Source organism: Mesorhizobium sp. M0571, assembly GCF_040320985.1.
In the GTDB taxonomy this organism is placed as follows: domain Bacteria; phylum Pseudomonadota; class Alphaproteobacteria; order Rhizobiales; family Rhizobiaceae; genus Mesorhizobium.
The window spans coordinates 55,041-69,787 of sequence record NZ_JAMYQT010000010.1 but is presented as its reverse complement, the minus strand read 5'-3'; the positions used below and the strand labels follow the sequence as shown (position 1 = coordinate 69,787).

The following is a 14,747-nucleotide window of genomic DNA, read 5'->3' as shown; positions in this document are numbered from 1 at the left end:
TGGAGGGCAACGGACGGCGGCAATGCTGCCCAAGAGCGGACATTGAACAGGCTCGAGATATTTGCCCGTCGGCGACTTCGAGTCCGGCGCCGCAGATAGCGCCTCCTGGTCTTGCCAGTCCCCTTGTGTGTGACTGGAACAGCGCTATCGCCTCGGTTTTGCTTGGCGGGGGCAAGCATCTGCTCGCCCCGGCCACTTGCAAGAACATCGATCGACGCCGCCGGCTCAGTCCGCGCCGCTGAGTTCGTCGGTAAGCACGCGTTCGTTGGGATCGATCGGACCCAAGTTCTTCACGACCCTGAATCGACCGCCCTGTGCCTGCGCGATGTACATGCTCATGCGAACATGGTGCTGGCCGGGGACCATTTCGGCTGGGCCACCCGGTCCCTCGCTGATCCGGGCGTGATCGAGCGCCCGGATGACCGCGTCGCGCTCGACCGTGCCGGCTTCGTTCACCGCCGCTTCCCACATTTTGATCGCCCGGTAGTGGCCGGTGCACCCGCTGCCCGCGGTCAACATCGCGCTGCCGGGAAATCGGTCCTGGTAGCGGCGCAAGAGCGCGCGGCCAAACGGGTCGTCGAGTTCCTGATAATAGTCGAGGCAGCTGTAGAGGCCCTCGATCTGCTCGGACGGCACGAGATTGAAGAAGTTCTCATCGAAGTAGGTGCAGATGATCTTGCCGCCCCGCTTGCCGAAGCCGGCCTTGTGCAACTCGTCGAGGAACGGCGTCAAGCCCGGCGGAACGAGGGTGTTGAATACCACCTCGGCGCCGCTCGCCATGATCTGCTCAACCGTCCGCCGGAAGTCGATGGTATCGAGCGGAAAATACTCCTCACCGACGATCTTGCCGCCGTTGGCGCGCACCACCCGGCTCGCCGCCTTGTTCAGCAAATGAGGCCAGATGTAGTCGGCAGAAGGCAGGTAGAACTTCTTCGCCCCGGTGCTCTTCATGAACCAAGGGATCAGCGGCTCGACCTGCTGCGCGGGCACTGGACCCGTGCAGAAGATCAGGGGATCGTTTTCCTGTCCCTCGTACTGCTCGGTGTAGATGTAGAGCCTCCTGCCGCGTGCGACCGCCTCGCTCTTGATGGCTTGGCGGGTCGAGCTGTAGATGCCGCCGACGACCAGATCGACTTTGTCGACGTCTATCAGTTTCGCAGTCTTCGCCTTGGCGACGCTGTCGGTGGTCTCGCCGTCCTCGATGACGACCTTCACCGGTCGGCCCAGGAGGCCGCCCTCGGTGTTGATGTCGTCGACGAGCATGGTCGTGAGGTTTGCGTTGGCGATGCCCATGAAGGACAACGGGCCGGTGAGTTCGGCGACAAGGCCGATCTTGATGGGTTTCTTGTCCATCTCATTTCTCCGATCTTGGGGTTTCGTGGGGCGCGCCGCCGCCGGTGGCAGGCGGCGCGAAGTGCACGTCAGGCCTCATAGTGGCCGAGCAGCATCGCCGCCTGCGGCTTGCCGACGTGGCCGGCTTCCTGCAGGATCGCCGGCACTTCGGGGTCCGACACGAAGTTCTTCCAGCCCTCGGCGTCCCAGTCGAAGATCGCCCACACGCGGTCGGGCTCGCTGGGGTCGCGGAACACGGTTGCGCCGTTCGAACCGTGCAGCCGGCGCTTGTCGGCGCCCTTGGTCGAAAAGATACGGATGAAGCGGTCGACATCCGCCACCTTGGTCGTTGCGAGAAGCATCTGATTTTCCTCCTGTCGGTCGCGGCCACCATTGGTCCGTCGACAGGATCACGATGCGCGCCTCGGAGCAGGCGCACATGGGGAGGATTCCCTATGCCTGTGTCTCGCCCGGCCGGACAAGGCCATGCTCGACCGCATAGAGTGCCGCGGCGGCGCGGGTGGTCACACCAATCTTGGAATAGACGCTCTGGATATGATGGTCCGCGGTCTTGGGCGAGATATCCAGCTTCCGCGCCGCTTCCTTCGCCGTAAGGCCGGCGGCGATCAGGCGCAACACCTCGATCTCACGCGGCGTCATTCCGGCCAGCGGCCGGTGCGGCGCGCGGCGCGACGGCTGCCCGGCGAACGACAGCACGGCCTCGGCGGCGTCGGGGCAGATACAGCCCTCACGAACGGCGGCGCGCAACTGGGTTGCCGCCGCCTCGCTGGACAGTGCCCTGCGGTGAGGACGTTCCTCTCGGGACGTCTGGAATGCTTCGGCAGCGGCCAGGATCCTCGCCGCCGGGGACAGATCGGAGCCGCCGACCTTGCGATGATAGCCAGAGCCGTCCAGGCGTTCGTGATGGCGCAGGACGAGCGCGGCCATCGCCTCGCCCTCGCGGCCGAACGAGACCAGGGCCCGCTCGCCGTAATAGGCGTGCAGCTGGGCTGCGTCGCGCTCACGGACCGACAGCGGACCATTGCGCATCCAGGTCGCCACCGGCACCACGAGCTCGCCAATGTCGTGGATGCAACCCGACCAGCGCAGCGCACGGAGGTCGGCGGCGGGCAGCTTCATCTGTCCACCCGCTCCCTCAGCCAGTTCCGCCACCATCCGTGAATGGCCGTAGGTAAGTGGCATGCGCATGTCGATCATATCGGCGATGGCGAGGAACGCCTCGTCGCAGGCTGCCTCGTCCAGCGTCACCGGCGGATCGGGCTCGAGCGCGAGGATCGTCTCGCGGTCGACCGTCGCGCCGATGCCTTCCATCAGCGCCGACGCGTTGGCCGAAACGAGCCGTGCCAGATCCGCTTCGTATGGGCCGTCGGCGCGGCTGGCGATGATTTCGGCCATTCCTTCGATACCGACGGCATCGCTGAGCGCAATGGCGTCCTGCGCCAACGTGATCAGGCGCACGGCCGGCAGGACATCTGCGCCGCTCAGCCCACGCGGCAGACCCTTGCCGTCCCAGCGTTCGTATATCTGTCCAAGATTGCGCCGCATCTCCTCGGACAGGCCCAGCCGCTCGCCGATCCGCTGCGCGACCTCGCAATGCGCGGTCAGGACAGGGCGGCTCACCGCGACCGCCTGCGATAGCCCGGCCTCGATCGCCTTTGCCTGCGCGGCGGGCTCGAGATCGTAGTAGAACCGCTTGAAAGCCTGTACGAAGACTCTGCCCAGTTCCGCACGGTTGCCCATGTCGAGACCGACGAGATCCTGGCGGAGCGCGATTTCGTCGCCGAAGGCGGCCGCCATGAGATCCGTGTCGGCGTTGCAGCCGACATAGCGGAGCATCGACTGGTGGTAGGCGTTGCGCCGATCCTGCTCGGAAACTCCCGCAAGATCGGCGATCCGCATCGCAAGCACGCAGGATTTCAGCGCGAAGTCGCGAGAATGGCCTGTGGCAAGGTCCGACGCATAGGCGAGGACCATCATGAAGTCCGCCCGGCGGATCGAGACGTTTGTCATCGCCCACCTCCCGGTGAGCATGTTAATCCCGCGTGCCGTTAATACCTAAGGGAAAGATTTTACGCCCGATGCGCTGTCCCGCGAGAAAACTTCCGCTTCGGTGACATGAGCTGTCACTGGTGGCGTCTGCACACAGCGCGGCAAAATCCGCTGCTCGGCGTAAGCATCGGACCTGAAGGCGGGCACCGGTACGGGCACGCCGACGCGCAGCAAAACCAGCGGGAGCGAGGAAGATCCCGCCCCAGTGCTTTCGACCAGCTCAGAAGATCGAGTTCGTTACCGCTTTTATCGGGCCGAGCAGGATCGATCCTTCCGGCACGCCAGCGTCGATCGGAATGGCTTTGCGGTTTGCTGTCGCCACCATCGGCTGGCCGATATCGGCCGTCACCACGACCGGGGTCTTGTTCGGCACACGATCGTAGAGATCGATAATGTCTTGGTTCATCAGGCGCACGCAGCCCGACGACACCGACTTGCCGATCGACCGCCATTCCGGCGAACCGTGCAAGCGGTAGAGCGTGTCCTGGTTGCCCTGGAAGAGATAGAGCGCCCGCGCGCCGAGCGGGTTCTTGAGTCCGCCGGGCATGCCGCCATTATCGGCGCTGTACGGTTTTAGTTCGGGCTGCCGGGTGACCATTTCGTCCGGCGGCGTCCATTTCGGCCATTTCTGCTTCCATTGGACCACGGCATCGCCCGACCATTCGAAGCCGGCGCGGCCGAGGCCGACACCATAGCGGATCGCCTGGCCGCCCGGGCGCACCAGGTAGAGGAAGTGATTGGTGGTGTCGACGACGACGGTGCCCGGCTGCTGCCCGGTCGGATCGTCCACGATCTGGCGCAGGAACTGCGGGTCGATCTTGTCGACCGGTATGGCCGGCAGCTCGAAGCCGCCATCGGACATCGGCCCATACATCGTCACATACTCGCTGAGCGGCGGCTCGACATAGGTCGGCGGCGGTGGCTCGACCGGCTGTTGCGACAGCGTGGTGCAACTGGAGACCGCGACCGAGGCGGCGCCAAGCGCTGCTGCGTTGAGGAAACCGCGACGGCTAAGGCGCAGAGAGGACGATGGGGGTGTGAACATGATTGCCTTTTTTAAGTCTCAAATCGCAACAAAGCATGAATGCGCCCGGTTGCGCGGTTACCCGAGCAATGCCCGGCGCGATAGGCGGTTGCAATTCTGGCCGCAGGGTGGACAAACAAAGGCAAAGCTGTGGCTGGATCGTCACTGTTGCGCCGAGGCAACATGTCCGGCCGTCAAACCCCGGAGATCAGACCATCGAGGGACGGCAAGATCAGGGCCGGTGGAAAATCCCGGTATTCCTCAGGCTGGTTCGTGCGGTTGATCCACACCGTCCTGAAGCCGAATTGGGTGGCGCCGGCGACATCCCAGCGGTTGGAGGACTGGAAGGAGACCGCCCCCGGATAGAGACGCCAGCCCGTGGTGACCATGTCGTAGACCGACGGGTCGGTCTTGAAGCGCCTGACGCTGTCGACGGAATAGACGTCGTCCAGGACCTGGTCGAGCGCCGCGGACTTGACGGCCGCTTCCAGCATTTCAGGCGAACCATTGGACAGGATCGCCAGCCTTGCTCCCGATGCCTTGAGCGCCTTGAGCACGGCCGGTACCTCCGGATAGCAGTCCAGCCGCCAATAGGCCTCGAGCAGCTTCGCCTTCAGCCCGGCATCCGCGGATGGAACCTTGCGCAGGGCGAAATCGAGAGCCTGCTCGGTGAGCTGCCAGAAATCGGCATAGGCCCCCATGAGCGTGCGCACCCAGGAATATTCCAACTGCTTGGCGCGCCAGATCTCGGACAGCAGCTGGCCGTCCGGTCCGATCTGGTCGGCGTGACGGCGCACGGCAGCATGCACGTCGAACAGCGTGCCGTAGGCGTCGAAAACGTAAGCCGCATGGTGCATGCAACAGTTTTGCGGCTGCGCAAGGCAAGGCGCAAGCGCTGATTGCAATTCGCCATCCCGCTGGCCTCAACAAATCTCGGCCATGCCGGTTGACGGCAGCCGCCAAGCATCTTCCAATGCGCCGTAAGAAGCATCGAACGGAACCTGGCAATGACACTGGCGACTGCGGCGCAATCCGCGACATGGACCTTCGTCGACGGCGACTGGTATGAGGGCAACGTCGCCATCCTCGGGCCGCGCAGCCACGCCATGTGGCTCGGCACCAGCGTGTTCGACGGCGCCCGCTGGTTCGAGGGCGTCGCCCCCGATCTCGACCGCCATGTAGCAAGGGTGAACGCCTCGGCGATCGCGCTTGGTCTGAAGCCGACGATGAGCACCGACAAGATCGTCGGCCTGACCTGGGACGGGCTGAAGAAGTTCGACGGCAAGACGGCGGTCTACATAAGGCCGATGTATTGGGCCGAGCATGGTGGCTATATGGGCGTGCCGGCCGACCCGGCCTCGACGCGTTTCTGCCTGTGCCTCTACGAATCGCCGATGATCTCGCCGGCGGGTTTTTCGGTGACGGTGTCGCCGTTCCGGCGCCCGACCATCGAAACCATGCCGACCAACGCCAAGGCCGGCTGCCTTTATCCCAACAACGGCCGTGCCATCCTTGAAGCCAAGATGCGCGGCTTCGACAATGCGCTCGTGCTCGACATGCTGGGCAATGTCGCCGAGACCGGAACCTCGAATATTTTCCTGGTCAAGGACGGCCATGTCCTGACGCCCGCGCCGAACGGTACCTTCCTGTCCGGCATCACCCGCGCGCGCACCATGGCCCTGCTTGGCGAATACGGGTTCACGACGACGGAAAAGACGCTGTCGATCCGCGATTTCCTGGAGGCGGACGAAATCTTCTCGACCGGAAACCATTCGAAAGTCGTGCCGGTCACCCGCATCGAGGGCCGCAATCTGCAGCCCGGACCGGTGGCCAAGAAGGCGCGCGAACTCTATTGGGAATGGGCGCATTCGACTTCGGCCAAGTGACCCGCTAAAAAGCGCACCGGCGCTTCGTTTCCGGAGTTGTTCCAGACCAATCCAGTCCTATGTTAGTCCGGTATCGACACCGGATTTTTCCACGAGGGAGTACGACCGATGGCTTTTGAATTGCCCGCCTTGCCCTATGACTACGAGGCCTTGCAGCCTTATATGTCCAAGGAAACGCTGGAGTATCATCACGACAAGCACCACAAGGCCTATGTCGACAACGGCAACAAGCTGGCTGCCGAAGCGGGCATGGGCGATTTGTCGGTCGAAGACGCCGTCAAACAGTCCTTCGGCAAGAATGCGGGGCTCTTCAACAATGCCGCCCAGCACTACAATCACATCCATTTCTGGAAATGGATGAAGAAGGGCGGCGGCGGCAACAAGCTGCCCGGCGCCTTGCAAAAGGCGGTCGACAGCGATCTTGGCGGCTACGACAAGTTCAAGGCCGACTTCATCGCCGCCGGAACCACCCAGTTCGGTTCGGGCTGGGCCTGGGTCTCGGTCAAGGACGGCAAGCTGGCGATCTCGAAGACGCCGAATGGCGAAAACCCGCTCGTCCATGGCGCGTCGCCGATCCTCGGCGTCGATGTCTGGGAACACTCCTATTACATCGACTATCGCAACGCCCGGCCGAAATATCTCGAAGCCTTTGTCGACAGTCTCATCAACTGGGACTACGTGCTCGAACTCTACGAAAAGGCCTGATCCGTTCCAGAAAAGCCCCGGCAGAACCGGGGCTTTTCTTTTTCAGCACAGAACGACAGTTGCAAAAATTCACGCAAGCGTGAGGCGAAGCGTCGGAATTTTTAAGCCATCCTTGCCGTTATCATCGGGGTGGGACCGTCCAGAATTGCCTTCAATATGGAGCCAAGTGAATGAGAAAGCTTATCCTCGCCATCTCGATGCTCGCCTTCGCCGGTTCGGCGGCGTTTGCCGAACCGGTCGCTGACCGGCAGGCCCTGATGAAGGAACGTGGCAAGATCGCCGCCGGATTGTCGAAAGTGGTCAAGGGCGAGACGCCTTACGACGCCGCTTCCGTGCTGACGGCGTTGCAGGCGCTGCAGGCCAATGCCGAGAAATTCCATGCCGGCGTCGACACGCTTTTCCCGGCGGGCAGCGACACCGGCGACACCGCGGCTTCCCCCAAAATATGGGAAGACATGGCCGGCTTCAAGACGGCCGAGGGCAAGTACCTCTCCGACGTCAAGGCAGCGGTCGCTGCGGCGCCTGCGGATGCCGATGCGTTGAAGGCACAATTCAACACAATTGGCGGCGACTGCGGCACCTGCCACAAGGGCTACAGGGTGAAAAAAGGCTGATCGCGGGCGATGCCCTTGCTGAAGAAACTCGTCGGCGCCGCCCTCGTTCTGGGCGGCGTCGTCGCGATTGCGGGCTGGTTCCTGTTGGCTCCGGCCAGGCTCGATGCTGCCACGCTGGCGCAGCTTGGCCCCGGCGACGCCGCCAAGGGCAAGCGCATCTTCTACGCCGGCGGCTGCACATCCTGTCATGCCAAGCCCGGCTCGCAAGGCGACGCCCGCCTTCAGCTGGTCGGCGGCCTCGAGCTCAAGACGCCGTTCGGCACCTTCGTGCCGCCGAACATCTCGCAGGACGCCAAGGACGGCATCGGCGCCTGGTCGGTCGACGACCTTGCCAACGCCATGCTGAAGGGCGTGTCGCCGTCGGGCGAGCATCTCTATCCGGCATTTCCCTATACTTCCTACGCGCGCATGAAGCCGGCCGACATTGCCGATCTCTATGCGTTCCTGAAGACATTGCCTGCGGTCGCCGGCAAGGCGCCCGCCAATTCGCTGGGGTTTCCGTTCAATGTCCGACGTGGCCTCGGTCTGTGGAAATTGCTCTATTTGAGCGAGCAGCCGGTCGTTTCCTTTCCCGACGGTACGCCCGATCCGGTGCTGGCAGGCCGCTATCTGGTCGAAGGCCCCGGTCATTGCGGCGAATGCCACACGCCGAGAGACTTTACCGGCGGCACCAAGAAGAGCCAGTGGCTGGCAGGCGCCGCCGCCGCCGAAGGCAGCGGCATCGTGCCGAACATCACGTCGGGCGAGGGCGGCATCGCGGACTGGTCGGAGGCCGACATCGCCAATTATCTCGAAACCGGCTTCACGCCGGATTTCGATTCCGTCGGCGGCGCGATGGTCGACGTGCAAAGGAACATGGCCGCGCTGACGCCAGAGGACCGAGCGGCGATCGCCGCCTATTTGAAGGCCGTGCCGCCGCATCCCAACGGCTATCCGGCGCGCAAGAAGCCGGCGAGCTGACGGCTGTTGGGTCAGCGGTCGCCGAGAAAGTCGAAGCCGGTTTCGAAGAAGTGATTGTAGTCGCAGGTCATTTCCTCGCCTGGCGCAATGTCGCGCAAGGCATAGGTCTCCTCAGGCTGCGAGACGTCGCAATTCGGATCGTCGGCATGGTTCATGTAGCGCGCATCGTCGGCTTCGAAGACGATGTAGTTCGGGTCGCGCCGGTCCGGGTAGGCGTAGCGGTCGAGATAGGTTCTGACCGGCCCGGTTTCCTGCTCGTAGTTCTCCACTTCGATGCGCCGGTCGTATTTGGGATCGAGCTTCCAGACCAGCGTGCCGCGGGCAATGTGGTTCTTGGCAAAGACGCCGATGCCCTGGATGGGCGATTTGTCGAGATAGACATCGACGAGCAACATGGCAAATCCCTTGGTGATTGGGGGTTGGCGGCGGCTGTGAAAAGGCCGCGCACTGGGTAGCGCGCGGCCTTTGCAATTGCGAGCGGAAAATCAGCTGTGCCTGCCCATGATTCGAAGCCTCGTACGGCTCGTCGCCTGTCGAGACCCTAGCGCTGTTGCAGCGCCAGCCGGATGCCTAAGGCGCAATAGATACCGCCGACAGCCTTGCCTTGCCATCTCAGCACCGTCGGGTTTCGGCGCAGGAATGCACCGAGGCCGCCCGCACCCACGGCGAAAACCACCGTGCTGAAGAGGCCCAGTAGAACAAAGATGATGCCCAATATCGCCAGTTGAAGCATCACCGATCCGTTTTCAGGCCGCACGAACTGCGGAAGAAATGCGAGGAAGAAAAGCGCGGTCTTGGGGTTGAGCACCTCGGTCAAAATAGCCTGCCGAAATGCCTTGGCAGCGGGGATGGCAAGTGCGCCGGCGGCCGGATAGGCCGGCGTTTTCTCGATGATCGCGTGAATGCCGAGATAAACGAGGTAGGCCGCGCCGATGTACTTCACGATGCTGAAAAGCGCCGCCGACGTGGCAATGATCGCCGAAATGCCGACGATCGCCATGAAGGTGTGAACCACGTCGCCGGCCGCGATCCCGGCGCCGGTCGCAATGCCCACCCTGGTTCCGGAACTGGTTGCCCGCGCCACCGTCAGAAGAGTGGCGGGACCCGGGATGAAGACAAAGCCAAGCACAACCGCGACATAAGCTATCAACGTGGCGAGATCGATCATTGGTGGGCGTCTCCGCAACTCTCACCGCCAATGAAGCCACGTCGCGGAACGGAAGGCAATGACCGCTCATCCGCCGGTGTTCACGCCGCAAGCTCGGCCTTGCCCGTCACCTTGAGCGCGAAGGCGTAGGTGAAGGCGATTTCCTCCAGTCTTGAAAACCGGCCGGAGGCGCCGGCATGGCCTGAATCCAGGTTGATCTTGAACAGCACCGGATTCTCACCTGTCTTGCGGTCGCGCAGCCGCGCCACCCATTTGGCCGGCTCCCAATAGGTGACGCGCGGGTCGGTCAGGCCGGCCAGTGCCAGGATCGGTGGATAGTCGAGTGCGGCGACATTGTCGTAGGGCGAGTAGGCGGCGATGGTCCGGTAATCCTCCGCCGAAGCGATCGGATTGCCCCATTCCGGCCATTCCGGCGGCGTCAGCGGCAAGCTGGCGTCGAGCATGGTGGTGAGCACGTCGACGAAGGGAACCTCGGCGACGATGCCGCCGAAGCATTGCGGCGCCATGTTGGCGACCGCGCCCATCAGCATGCCGCCGGCCGAACCGCCTTGCGCAACGATGCGGTCATGCTGCGTATAGCGTTCGGCGACGAGGTGGTGGGCGGCAGCGACAAAATCGGTGAACGTGTTCATCTTGTTCGCCCGCTTGCCGTCGTCGTACCAGCCACAGCCCTTGTCCTTGCCGCCGCGGACATGGGCAATCGCATAGACAAGGCCGCGGTCGACCAGCGAAAACAGATTGGTGTTGAACGCCGCCGGCACGGCTATGCCGTAAGATCCGTAGCCGTAAAGCAGGCAAGGCGCCGATCCGTCGAGCGGCGTGTCGCGGTGGTGGAGGAGCGAGATCGGCACCAGTTCGCCGTCGGCGGCAGGCGCCATCAGCCGGCGCGTGACGTAGTGCTCCGGGTCGTGGCCGGAGGGCACTTCCTGCGTCTTGAGCAGCACCCGCTCGCGGGTGCGCATGTTGTAATCGAAGACCTGCGCCGGGGTCGTCATCGACGAATAGGAAAAGCGCATGATCTCGGTGTCGTATTCGTAGGATCCCGACAGGCCGAGCGAGAAGGCTTCCTCGTCGAAGGAGATCAGGTGCTCCTCGCCGCTCTTGCGGTCGCGCACGACGATGCGCGGCAGGCCTTCCTTGCGCTCGAGCCTGACCATGTGGTCCTTGAAGCCGATTACCGAAAGGATCAGCCGGCCCGCTTCCTGCGGCACCAGCTCCTGCCAGTTGGCGCGCACCGGATCGTGGGACGGCGCCGTCATGATCTTGAAGTCCTTGGCGCCATCGGCATTGGTGAGGATGAAAAAGATGTCGCCGCCTTCCTCGATGTCGTACTGCAAGCCGGTCTCGCGCGCCGCAACCAGCTTCGGCTCTGCGAACGGATCGGTGGCGCTCATGATGCGGTATTCCGAGGTCTCATGGTCGTTGATGCCGATCATGATCCACTCGTTGGAGCGCGTGCCGCCGACATCCATGAAGAAGCCGGGATCGGTTTCCTCGTAGATCAGCCGGTCGTTTTCAGGACTGTCGCCAAGCGCATGGAACAGCACTTTGGAAGGACGGTGGTTGGGATCGAGGCGGGAATAGAAAAAACCGTCATTGCCGGCATCCCACACCCCGCCGCCACCGGTGTCCGGGATCCTGTCCGCCAGATCGTTGCCGCCGGCGAGATCGCGGATGCGAAGCGTGTAGAACTCGGAACCCTTGTCGTCGAAGGCCCAGAGAAGCTTGCGGTGGTCGCCCGAATGATCAACGCCGCCCAGCCGGAAATAGGCCTTGCCCTCGGCCTCGGCATCGCCGTCGAGCAAGATCTGCTTATCGCCACCATCGCGCGAGGTACGGAAATAACGCGGCTGCTGGCCGCCAAGCTTGAAGGAGGAGCCGTAGGCATGGGGCCCGTCCTTCATCGGCACGGAAGAATCGTCTTCCTTGATACGTCCCTTCATCTCAGTGAAAAGCTGCTTCTGCAACTGGACCGTATCGGCCATCAGCATCGCCTGATAGGCGTTTTCGGCTTCGAGATGGGCGCGGATTTGGCCGTCCAGCAGGGACGAATCGCGGAACATCTCCTGCCAATTCGCGGCCCTCAGCCAGGCATAGTCGTCCGTCCGCGTCATGCCGTGATGCGTGTCGAAGATCGGCCGCTTCTCCGGCTGCGGTGGGGTGGCGGTCGGAAACACTGGGGGTCTGGTCATTGCGTCTCGCTGTGGAAGTTACTTGAATGGCGAATGAACACGCCGATCAGCGCGGGTTCAAGGGCTACGATCTATTGTCATTGTGGCTCGAGAAGATGGGCCGGAGGAAAGGACAATGAATATTTTTTTTCGGACTGCCGCGCCCTCGCCGTCGCTTCGATGACCCTGGCCCATGCCGGTCAATCTCATGCAACTGCCTTCGCTGCTTGGCAAGTGGCCAATGTGCCGTTCGGCGACGCGCTCAATGTGCGCAAATATCCTTCAGGAACTTCGCAGAAGCAGGCCGCCTATCCCAACGGGACGGTTCTGCAGATGACCGGCAAATCCACCGGCGGGATAAACCTGCTCGACATTGCCAATCAGCCGCACTGGAACGAGAAACAGAAGATCCGCAATCGCTGGTGCGAACTCTGGCACGATCCCGCACAGAACGGCCATTTCGTCACCGGTTGGGTCTATGGAAAATACATCGTCCCGTTTCAGGGATAGGAACGCGCCGCTCCGGCTTCCGGTTCACGAGCAATAGCAGCGCTTCGCAACCTGCGATTTTGCTGAATCCGCCAATCACCCACCCTGTAATGCCGTCAGCATAGCAAGCATCGAGCTCTATTTGCCCGATGCCGCTTGTGTAATGGCGGCCTGACGCCGCGTCAGTCGATGCTGGTCTGACCAGGAAAGAACGGCGAAGTTACGCTCTGCACGAAAGAGTGAAGCTGAATGAGGAATATTTGACTTGTATCGCTGAATAGAGCCCAAGAAGCGAATTGACTTACTTGGCGCGTCGGCTCATTAAGATGCCGCGACGCGAATCGCGGAGGCTTTTTCCTGCACAAGTTCGCGCGCGATGCCCCGCCTGCCAAAATAGGGCGTAGACAGAAACAATTCTCGTTGGGACCTGAACACCATGGATATTATCGAAACACCTTCCAGAAACAGCGATGCGCTGATCGAGCTGACCGCCGATGTGGTGGCTGCGTATGTCAGCAATAATCCCGTGCCGGTCGGCGAACTGCCGAACCTCATTGCCGATGTCCACGCTGCTCTCGGGCGCGTGGGCGGGGCCACCGAGCAGCCGCCTGCCGACAAGCAGAAGCCGGCGGTAAATCCGAAGCGTTCGGTGCATGACGACTACATCATCTGTCTTGAAGACGGCAAGAAGTTCAAGTCGCTCAAGCGTCACTTGATGACCCACTATGATCTGACGCCCGATCAGTATCGTGAAAAGTGGAACCTGGATCCGAGCTATCCGATGGTTGCGCCCAACTATGCGGCCGCCCGTTCGCAGCTGGCCAAGAAGATGGGTCTCGGCCGCAAGCGCAAGGGACGCTGACAAGCGGCTCTTTTCCGGTTTGACGATCCAAGCGGCGCCTGCGGGCGCCGTTTTGCATTGTAGGTCGATAGTTTGCATTATAGGTCGATGGTCGGCTGATATACGAACCCGCCATACTGCCGGCAATGCCGTCCGGTCAGGCGGTCTGCTTCAGGGCTACCTCGGCATCACGCTTGATACGCTTGACCATCGAGCGAAGACCATTGGCGCGCTGCGGCGACAGGTGCTCGTCAAGTCCGAGCGCCTTCAATGTGGCTTCTGCGTCGGTCGTCTGGATTTCGCTGGCGGGCCGTCCCGAAAACAGCGCCAGCATGATGGCGACCAGGCCGCGCACGATATGGGCGTCGGAATCGCCCTTGAAGGTGATAACGGGGTTGGCACCCTCGCCTTGCTCGGTGGTCAACCAGACCTGGCTGACGCAGCCGGGCACCTTATTGGCTTGTATGCGTTGCTCGTCGGGAAACGGCGGCAGCGCTTCACCCAGTTCAATCACATAGCGATAGCGGTCTTCCCACTCGTCGAGCAGAGCAAAGTCGTCGCGGATGGTCTGGATCGTCGTGGTCATTCCCCCGGATATAGTCATCCGGCGCTGCCGCGTCACGGAAAAAGAGGAGAGACGCCGCAGGCGCCGAGAGCGGGGAGCCTTGCGGTTTAGCGATGAATTCGGCCGAAACAGTCTCAGTTTGTTGCCGGCAAGTGGACTTTCGCCGGCAAGTCGACTTTCGCCGGCAAGACGATTTCCTCGGGCACGCTGCCGGTGGTTGTCGCCGTATCGGGTTCAGCGGCCTTGTCGTCCAGCATGGCGGCCGCGATCTTGGCGGTCTCCTTTGCCCGGGCGGTGATGGTGTGCATTGCCGATTTGCCGGTCTCGCAGACGTCCGGCTTGCGCTCGCAGATGCCGGCGATGTCGCCGACGGCTTCGCGCGCTGCAAACAGCGCCTGGAGCGGGCCGACGCTTTCGCGGCCCGCATCATCGGAGCCGACACCCAGCGGCAGCGCCAGAAGCACCAGCGAAAACCAGAAAGCCGCTCTTATCAGAAAGCCCATCTGTCTGTCCTTTATGACGGTCATGCATCCGAACCGCACAACACTTGTAACGCGATATTGGCACAGACGCGCAAAGGACGGCTTGTCCAGAAAGCAACAGTTTTCCTCAAATTTTAGGCAGATTCGAAACGAAGCGTTTTGAAATTCATTTGCCTCGAACGGCTCAGATTTTATTCAGTAAATGGTAACCATCCAACCCTTTGTTTTTCCTGCTCATTTTTTGAATCGGCGACATTTTGATGCCCTCGGCCGCAAGTCCAGGCGCGGGCGGTCCGGATAACGCTCCGTTTACTATGGCGGCAATTGCCCCGGTTTTTCCCCGCCGGTATCCCGATATTTGCAGCCGGCCGGGGGACGATCGACCCAGCCTTATCCATTCCTTAAACGCTGGATGCGAGTTTCGGATCGACAAAAGCCGC

Annotated in this window: 16 protein-coding genes; 6 read left to right on the top strand and 10 right to left on the bottom strand. The window is 62.2% G+C overall.

Translation table 11 applies throughout. The features are described 5' to 3' along the window. Positions 1-225: 225 nt before the first annotated feature. From NKI85_RS14260 to NKI85_RS14240, 5 genes are all read right to left on the bottom strand, one after another. Positions 226-1,353: a substrate-binding protein gene (locus tag NKI85_RS14260; protein ID WP_352776837.1), complete on the bottom strand. Its 1,128-nt coding sequence runs from the start codon at positions 1,351-1,353 to the stop codon at positions 226-228. Positions 1,354-1,421: 68 nt separating this feature from the next. Further along, positions 1,422-1,694 (bottom strand): hypothetical protein, encoded by a 273-nt coding sequence (locus NKI85_RS14255; protein ID WP_120018142.1) that lies wholly within the window; start codon positions 1,692-1,694, stop codon positions 1,422-1,424. Positions 1,695-1,785: 91 nt separating this feature from the next. After that, the gene (locus NKI85_RS14250; RefSeq protein ID WP_352525634.1) at positions 1,786-3,363 is read right to left on the bottom strand and encodes an HD domain-containing phosphohydrolase; all 1,578 of its coding nucleotides are present in this window, start codon (positions 3,361-3,363) and stop codon (positions 1,786-1,788) included. 259 nt (positions 3,364-3,622) lie between these two features. After that, a complete protein-coding gene (locus NKI85_RS14245; protein WP_352525636.1) occupies positions 3,623-4,447 on the bottom strand; it encodes a L,D-transpeptidase in 825 nt (274 codons plus the stop codon). A 173-nt stretch (positions 4,448-4,620) separates the two neighbouring features. Then, the gene (locus NKI85_RS14240; protein WP_352776836.1) at positions 4,621-5,283 is read right to left on the bottom strand and encodes a haloacid dehalogenase type II; all 663 of its coding nucleotides are present in this window, start codon (positions 5,281-5,283) and stop codon (positions 4,621-4,623) included. Positions 5,284-5,433: 150 nt separating this feature from the next. On the opposite strand from NKI85_RS14240, the gene NKI85_RS14235 reads away from it, so the two are divergent. The 4 genes from NKI85_RS14235 to NKI85_RS14220 all read left to right on the top strand — a co-directional run bounded on the left by NKI85_RS14235 (position 5,434) and on the right by NKI85_RS14220 (position 8,591). Continuing rightward, entirely contained in the window at positions 5,434-6,312 is an 879-nt protein-coding gene (locus NKI85_RS14235) for a branched-chain amino acid aminotransferase (protein ID WP_352525639.1), read from the top strand. A 108-nt stretch (positions 6,313-6,420) separates the two neighbouring features. Beyond that, entirely contained in the window at positions 6,421-7,017 is a 597-nt protein-coding gene (locus NKI85_RS14230; protein WP_352525640.1) for a superoxide dismutase, read from the top strand. A gap of 170 nt (positions 7,018-7,187) precedes the next feature. Beyond that, positions 7,188-7,631: a c-type cytochrome gene (locus NKI85_RS14225; protein ID WP_352525642.1), complete on the top strand. Its 444-nt coding sequence runs from the start codon at positions 7,188-7,190 to the stop codon at positions 7,629-7,631. Positions 7,632-7,640: 9 nt separating this feature from the next. Then, positions 7,641-8,591, top strand: coding sequence for a cytochrome c (locus NKI85_RS14220; RefSeq protein WP_352776835.1), 951 nt, complete (start codon positions 7,641-7,643; stop codon positions 8,589-8,591). A gap of 11 nt (positions 8,592-8,602) precedes the next feature. Here NKI85_RS14220 and NKI85_RS14215 read toward each other — a convergent pair whose 3' ends face one another. The 3 genes from NKI85_RS14215 to NKI85_RS14205 form a co-directional block, all read right to left on the bottom strand. Beyond that, a complete protein-coding gene (locus NKI85_RS14215) occupies positions 8,603-8,986 on the bottom strand; it encodes an SET domain-containing protein (RefSeq protein WP_352525645.1) in 384 nt (127 codons plus the stop codon). A 146-nt stretch (positions 8,987-9,132) separates the two neighbouring features. Further along, positions 9,133-9,759 (bottom strand): LysE family translocator, encoded by a 627-nt coding sequence (locus NKI85_RS14210; RefSeq protein ID WP_352525646.1) that lies wholly within the window; start codon positions 9,757-9,759, stop codon positions 9,133-9,135. Between the two features lie 80 nt (positions 9,760-9,839). Further along, positions 9,840-11,951, bottom strand: coding sequence for a S9 family peptidase (locus NKI85_RS14205; protein ID WP_352525648.1), 2,112 nt, complete (start codon positions 11,949-11,951; stop codon positions 9,840-9,842). A gap of 159 nt (positions 11,952-12,110) precedes the next feature. Here NKI85_RS14205 and NKI85_RS14200 point away from each other — a divergent pair, with 159 nt between their 5' ends. Then, on the top strand, positions 12,111-12,440 hold the full coding sequence (locus tag NKI85_RS14200) for an SH3 domain-containing protein (protein WP_352776903.1): 330 nt from the start codon (positions 12,111-12,113) through the stop codon (positions 12,438-12,440). A 415-nt stretch (positions 12,441-12,855) separates the two neighbouring features. Then, positions 12,856-13,281: a Ros/MucR family transcriptional regulator gene (locus tag NKI85_RS14195; protein ID WP_352525650.1), complete on the top strand. Its 426-nt coding sequence runs from the start codon at positions 12,856-12,858 to the stop codon at positions 13,279-13,281. A gap of 136 nt (positions 13,282-13,417) precedes the next feature. On the opposite strand, the gene NKI85_RS14190 is transcribed toward NKI85_RS14195, so the two are convergent. Next, positions 13,418-13,846: a SufE family protein gene (locus NKI85_RS14190; RefSeq protein ID WP_352776902.1), complete on the bottom strand. Its 429-nt coding sequence runs from the start codon at positions 13,844-13,846 to the stop codon at positions 13,418-13,420. Between the two features lie 113 nt (positions 13,847-13,959). Next, positions 13,960-14,328, bottom strand: a complete 369-nt coding sequence (locus NKI85_RS14185) for a DUF5330 domain-containing protein (protein WP_352525690.1) — start codon at positions 14,326-14,328, stop codon at positions 13,960-13,962. Positions 14,329-14,747: the final 419 nt, after the last annotated feature.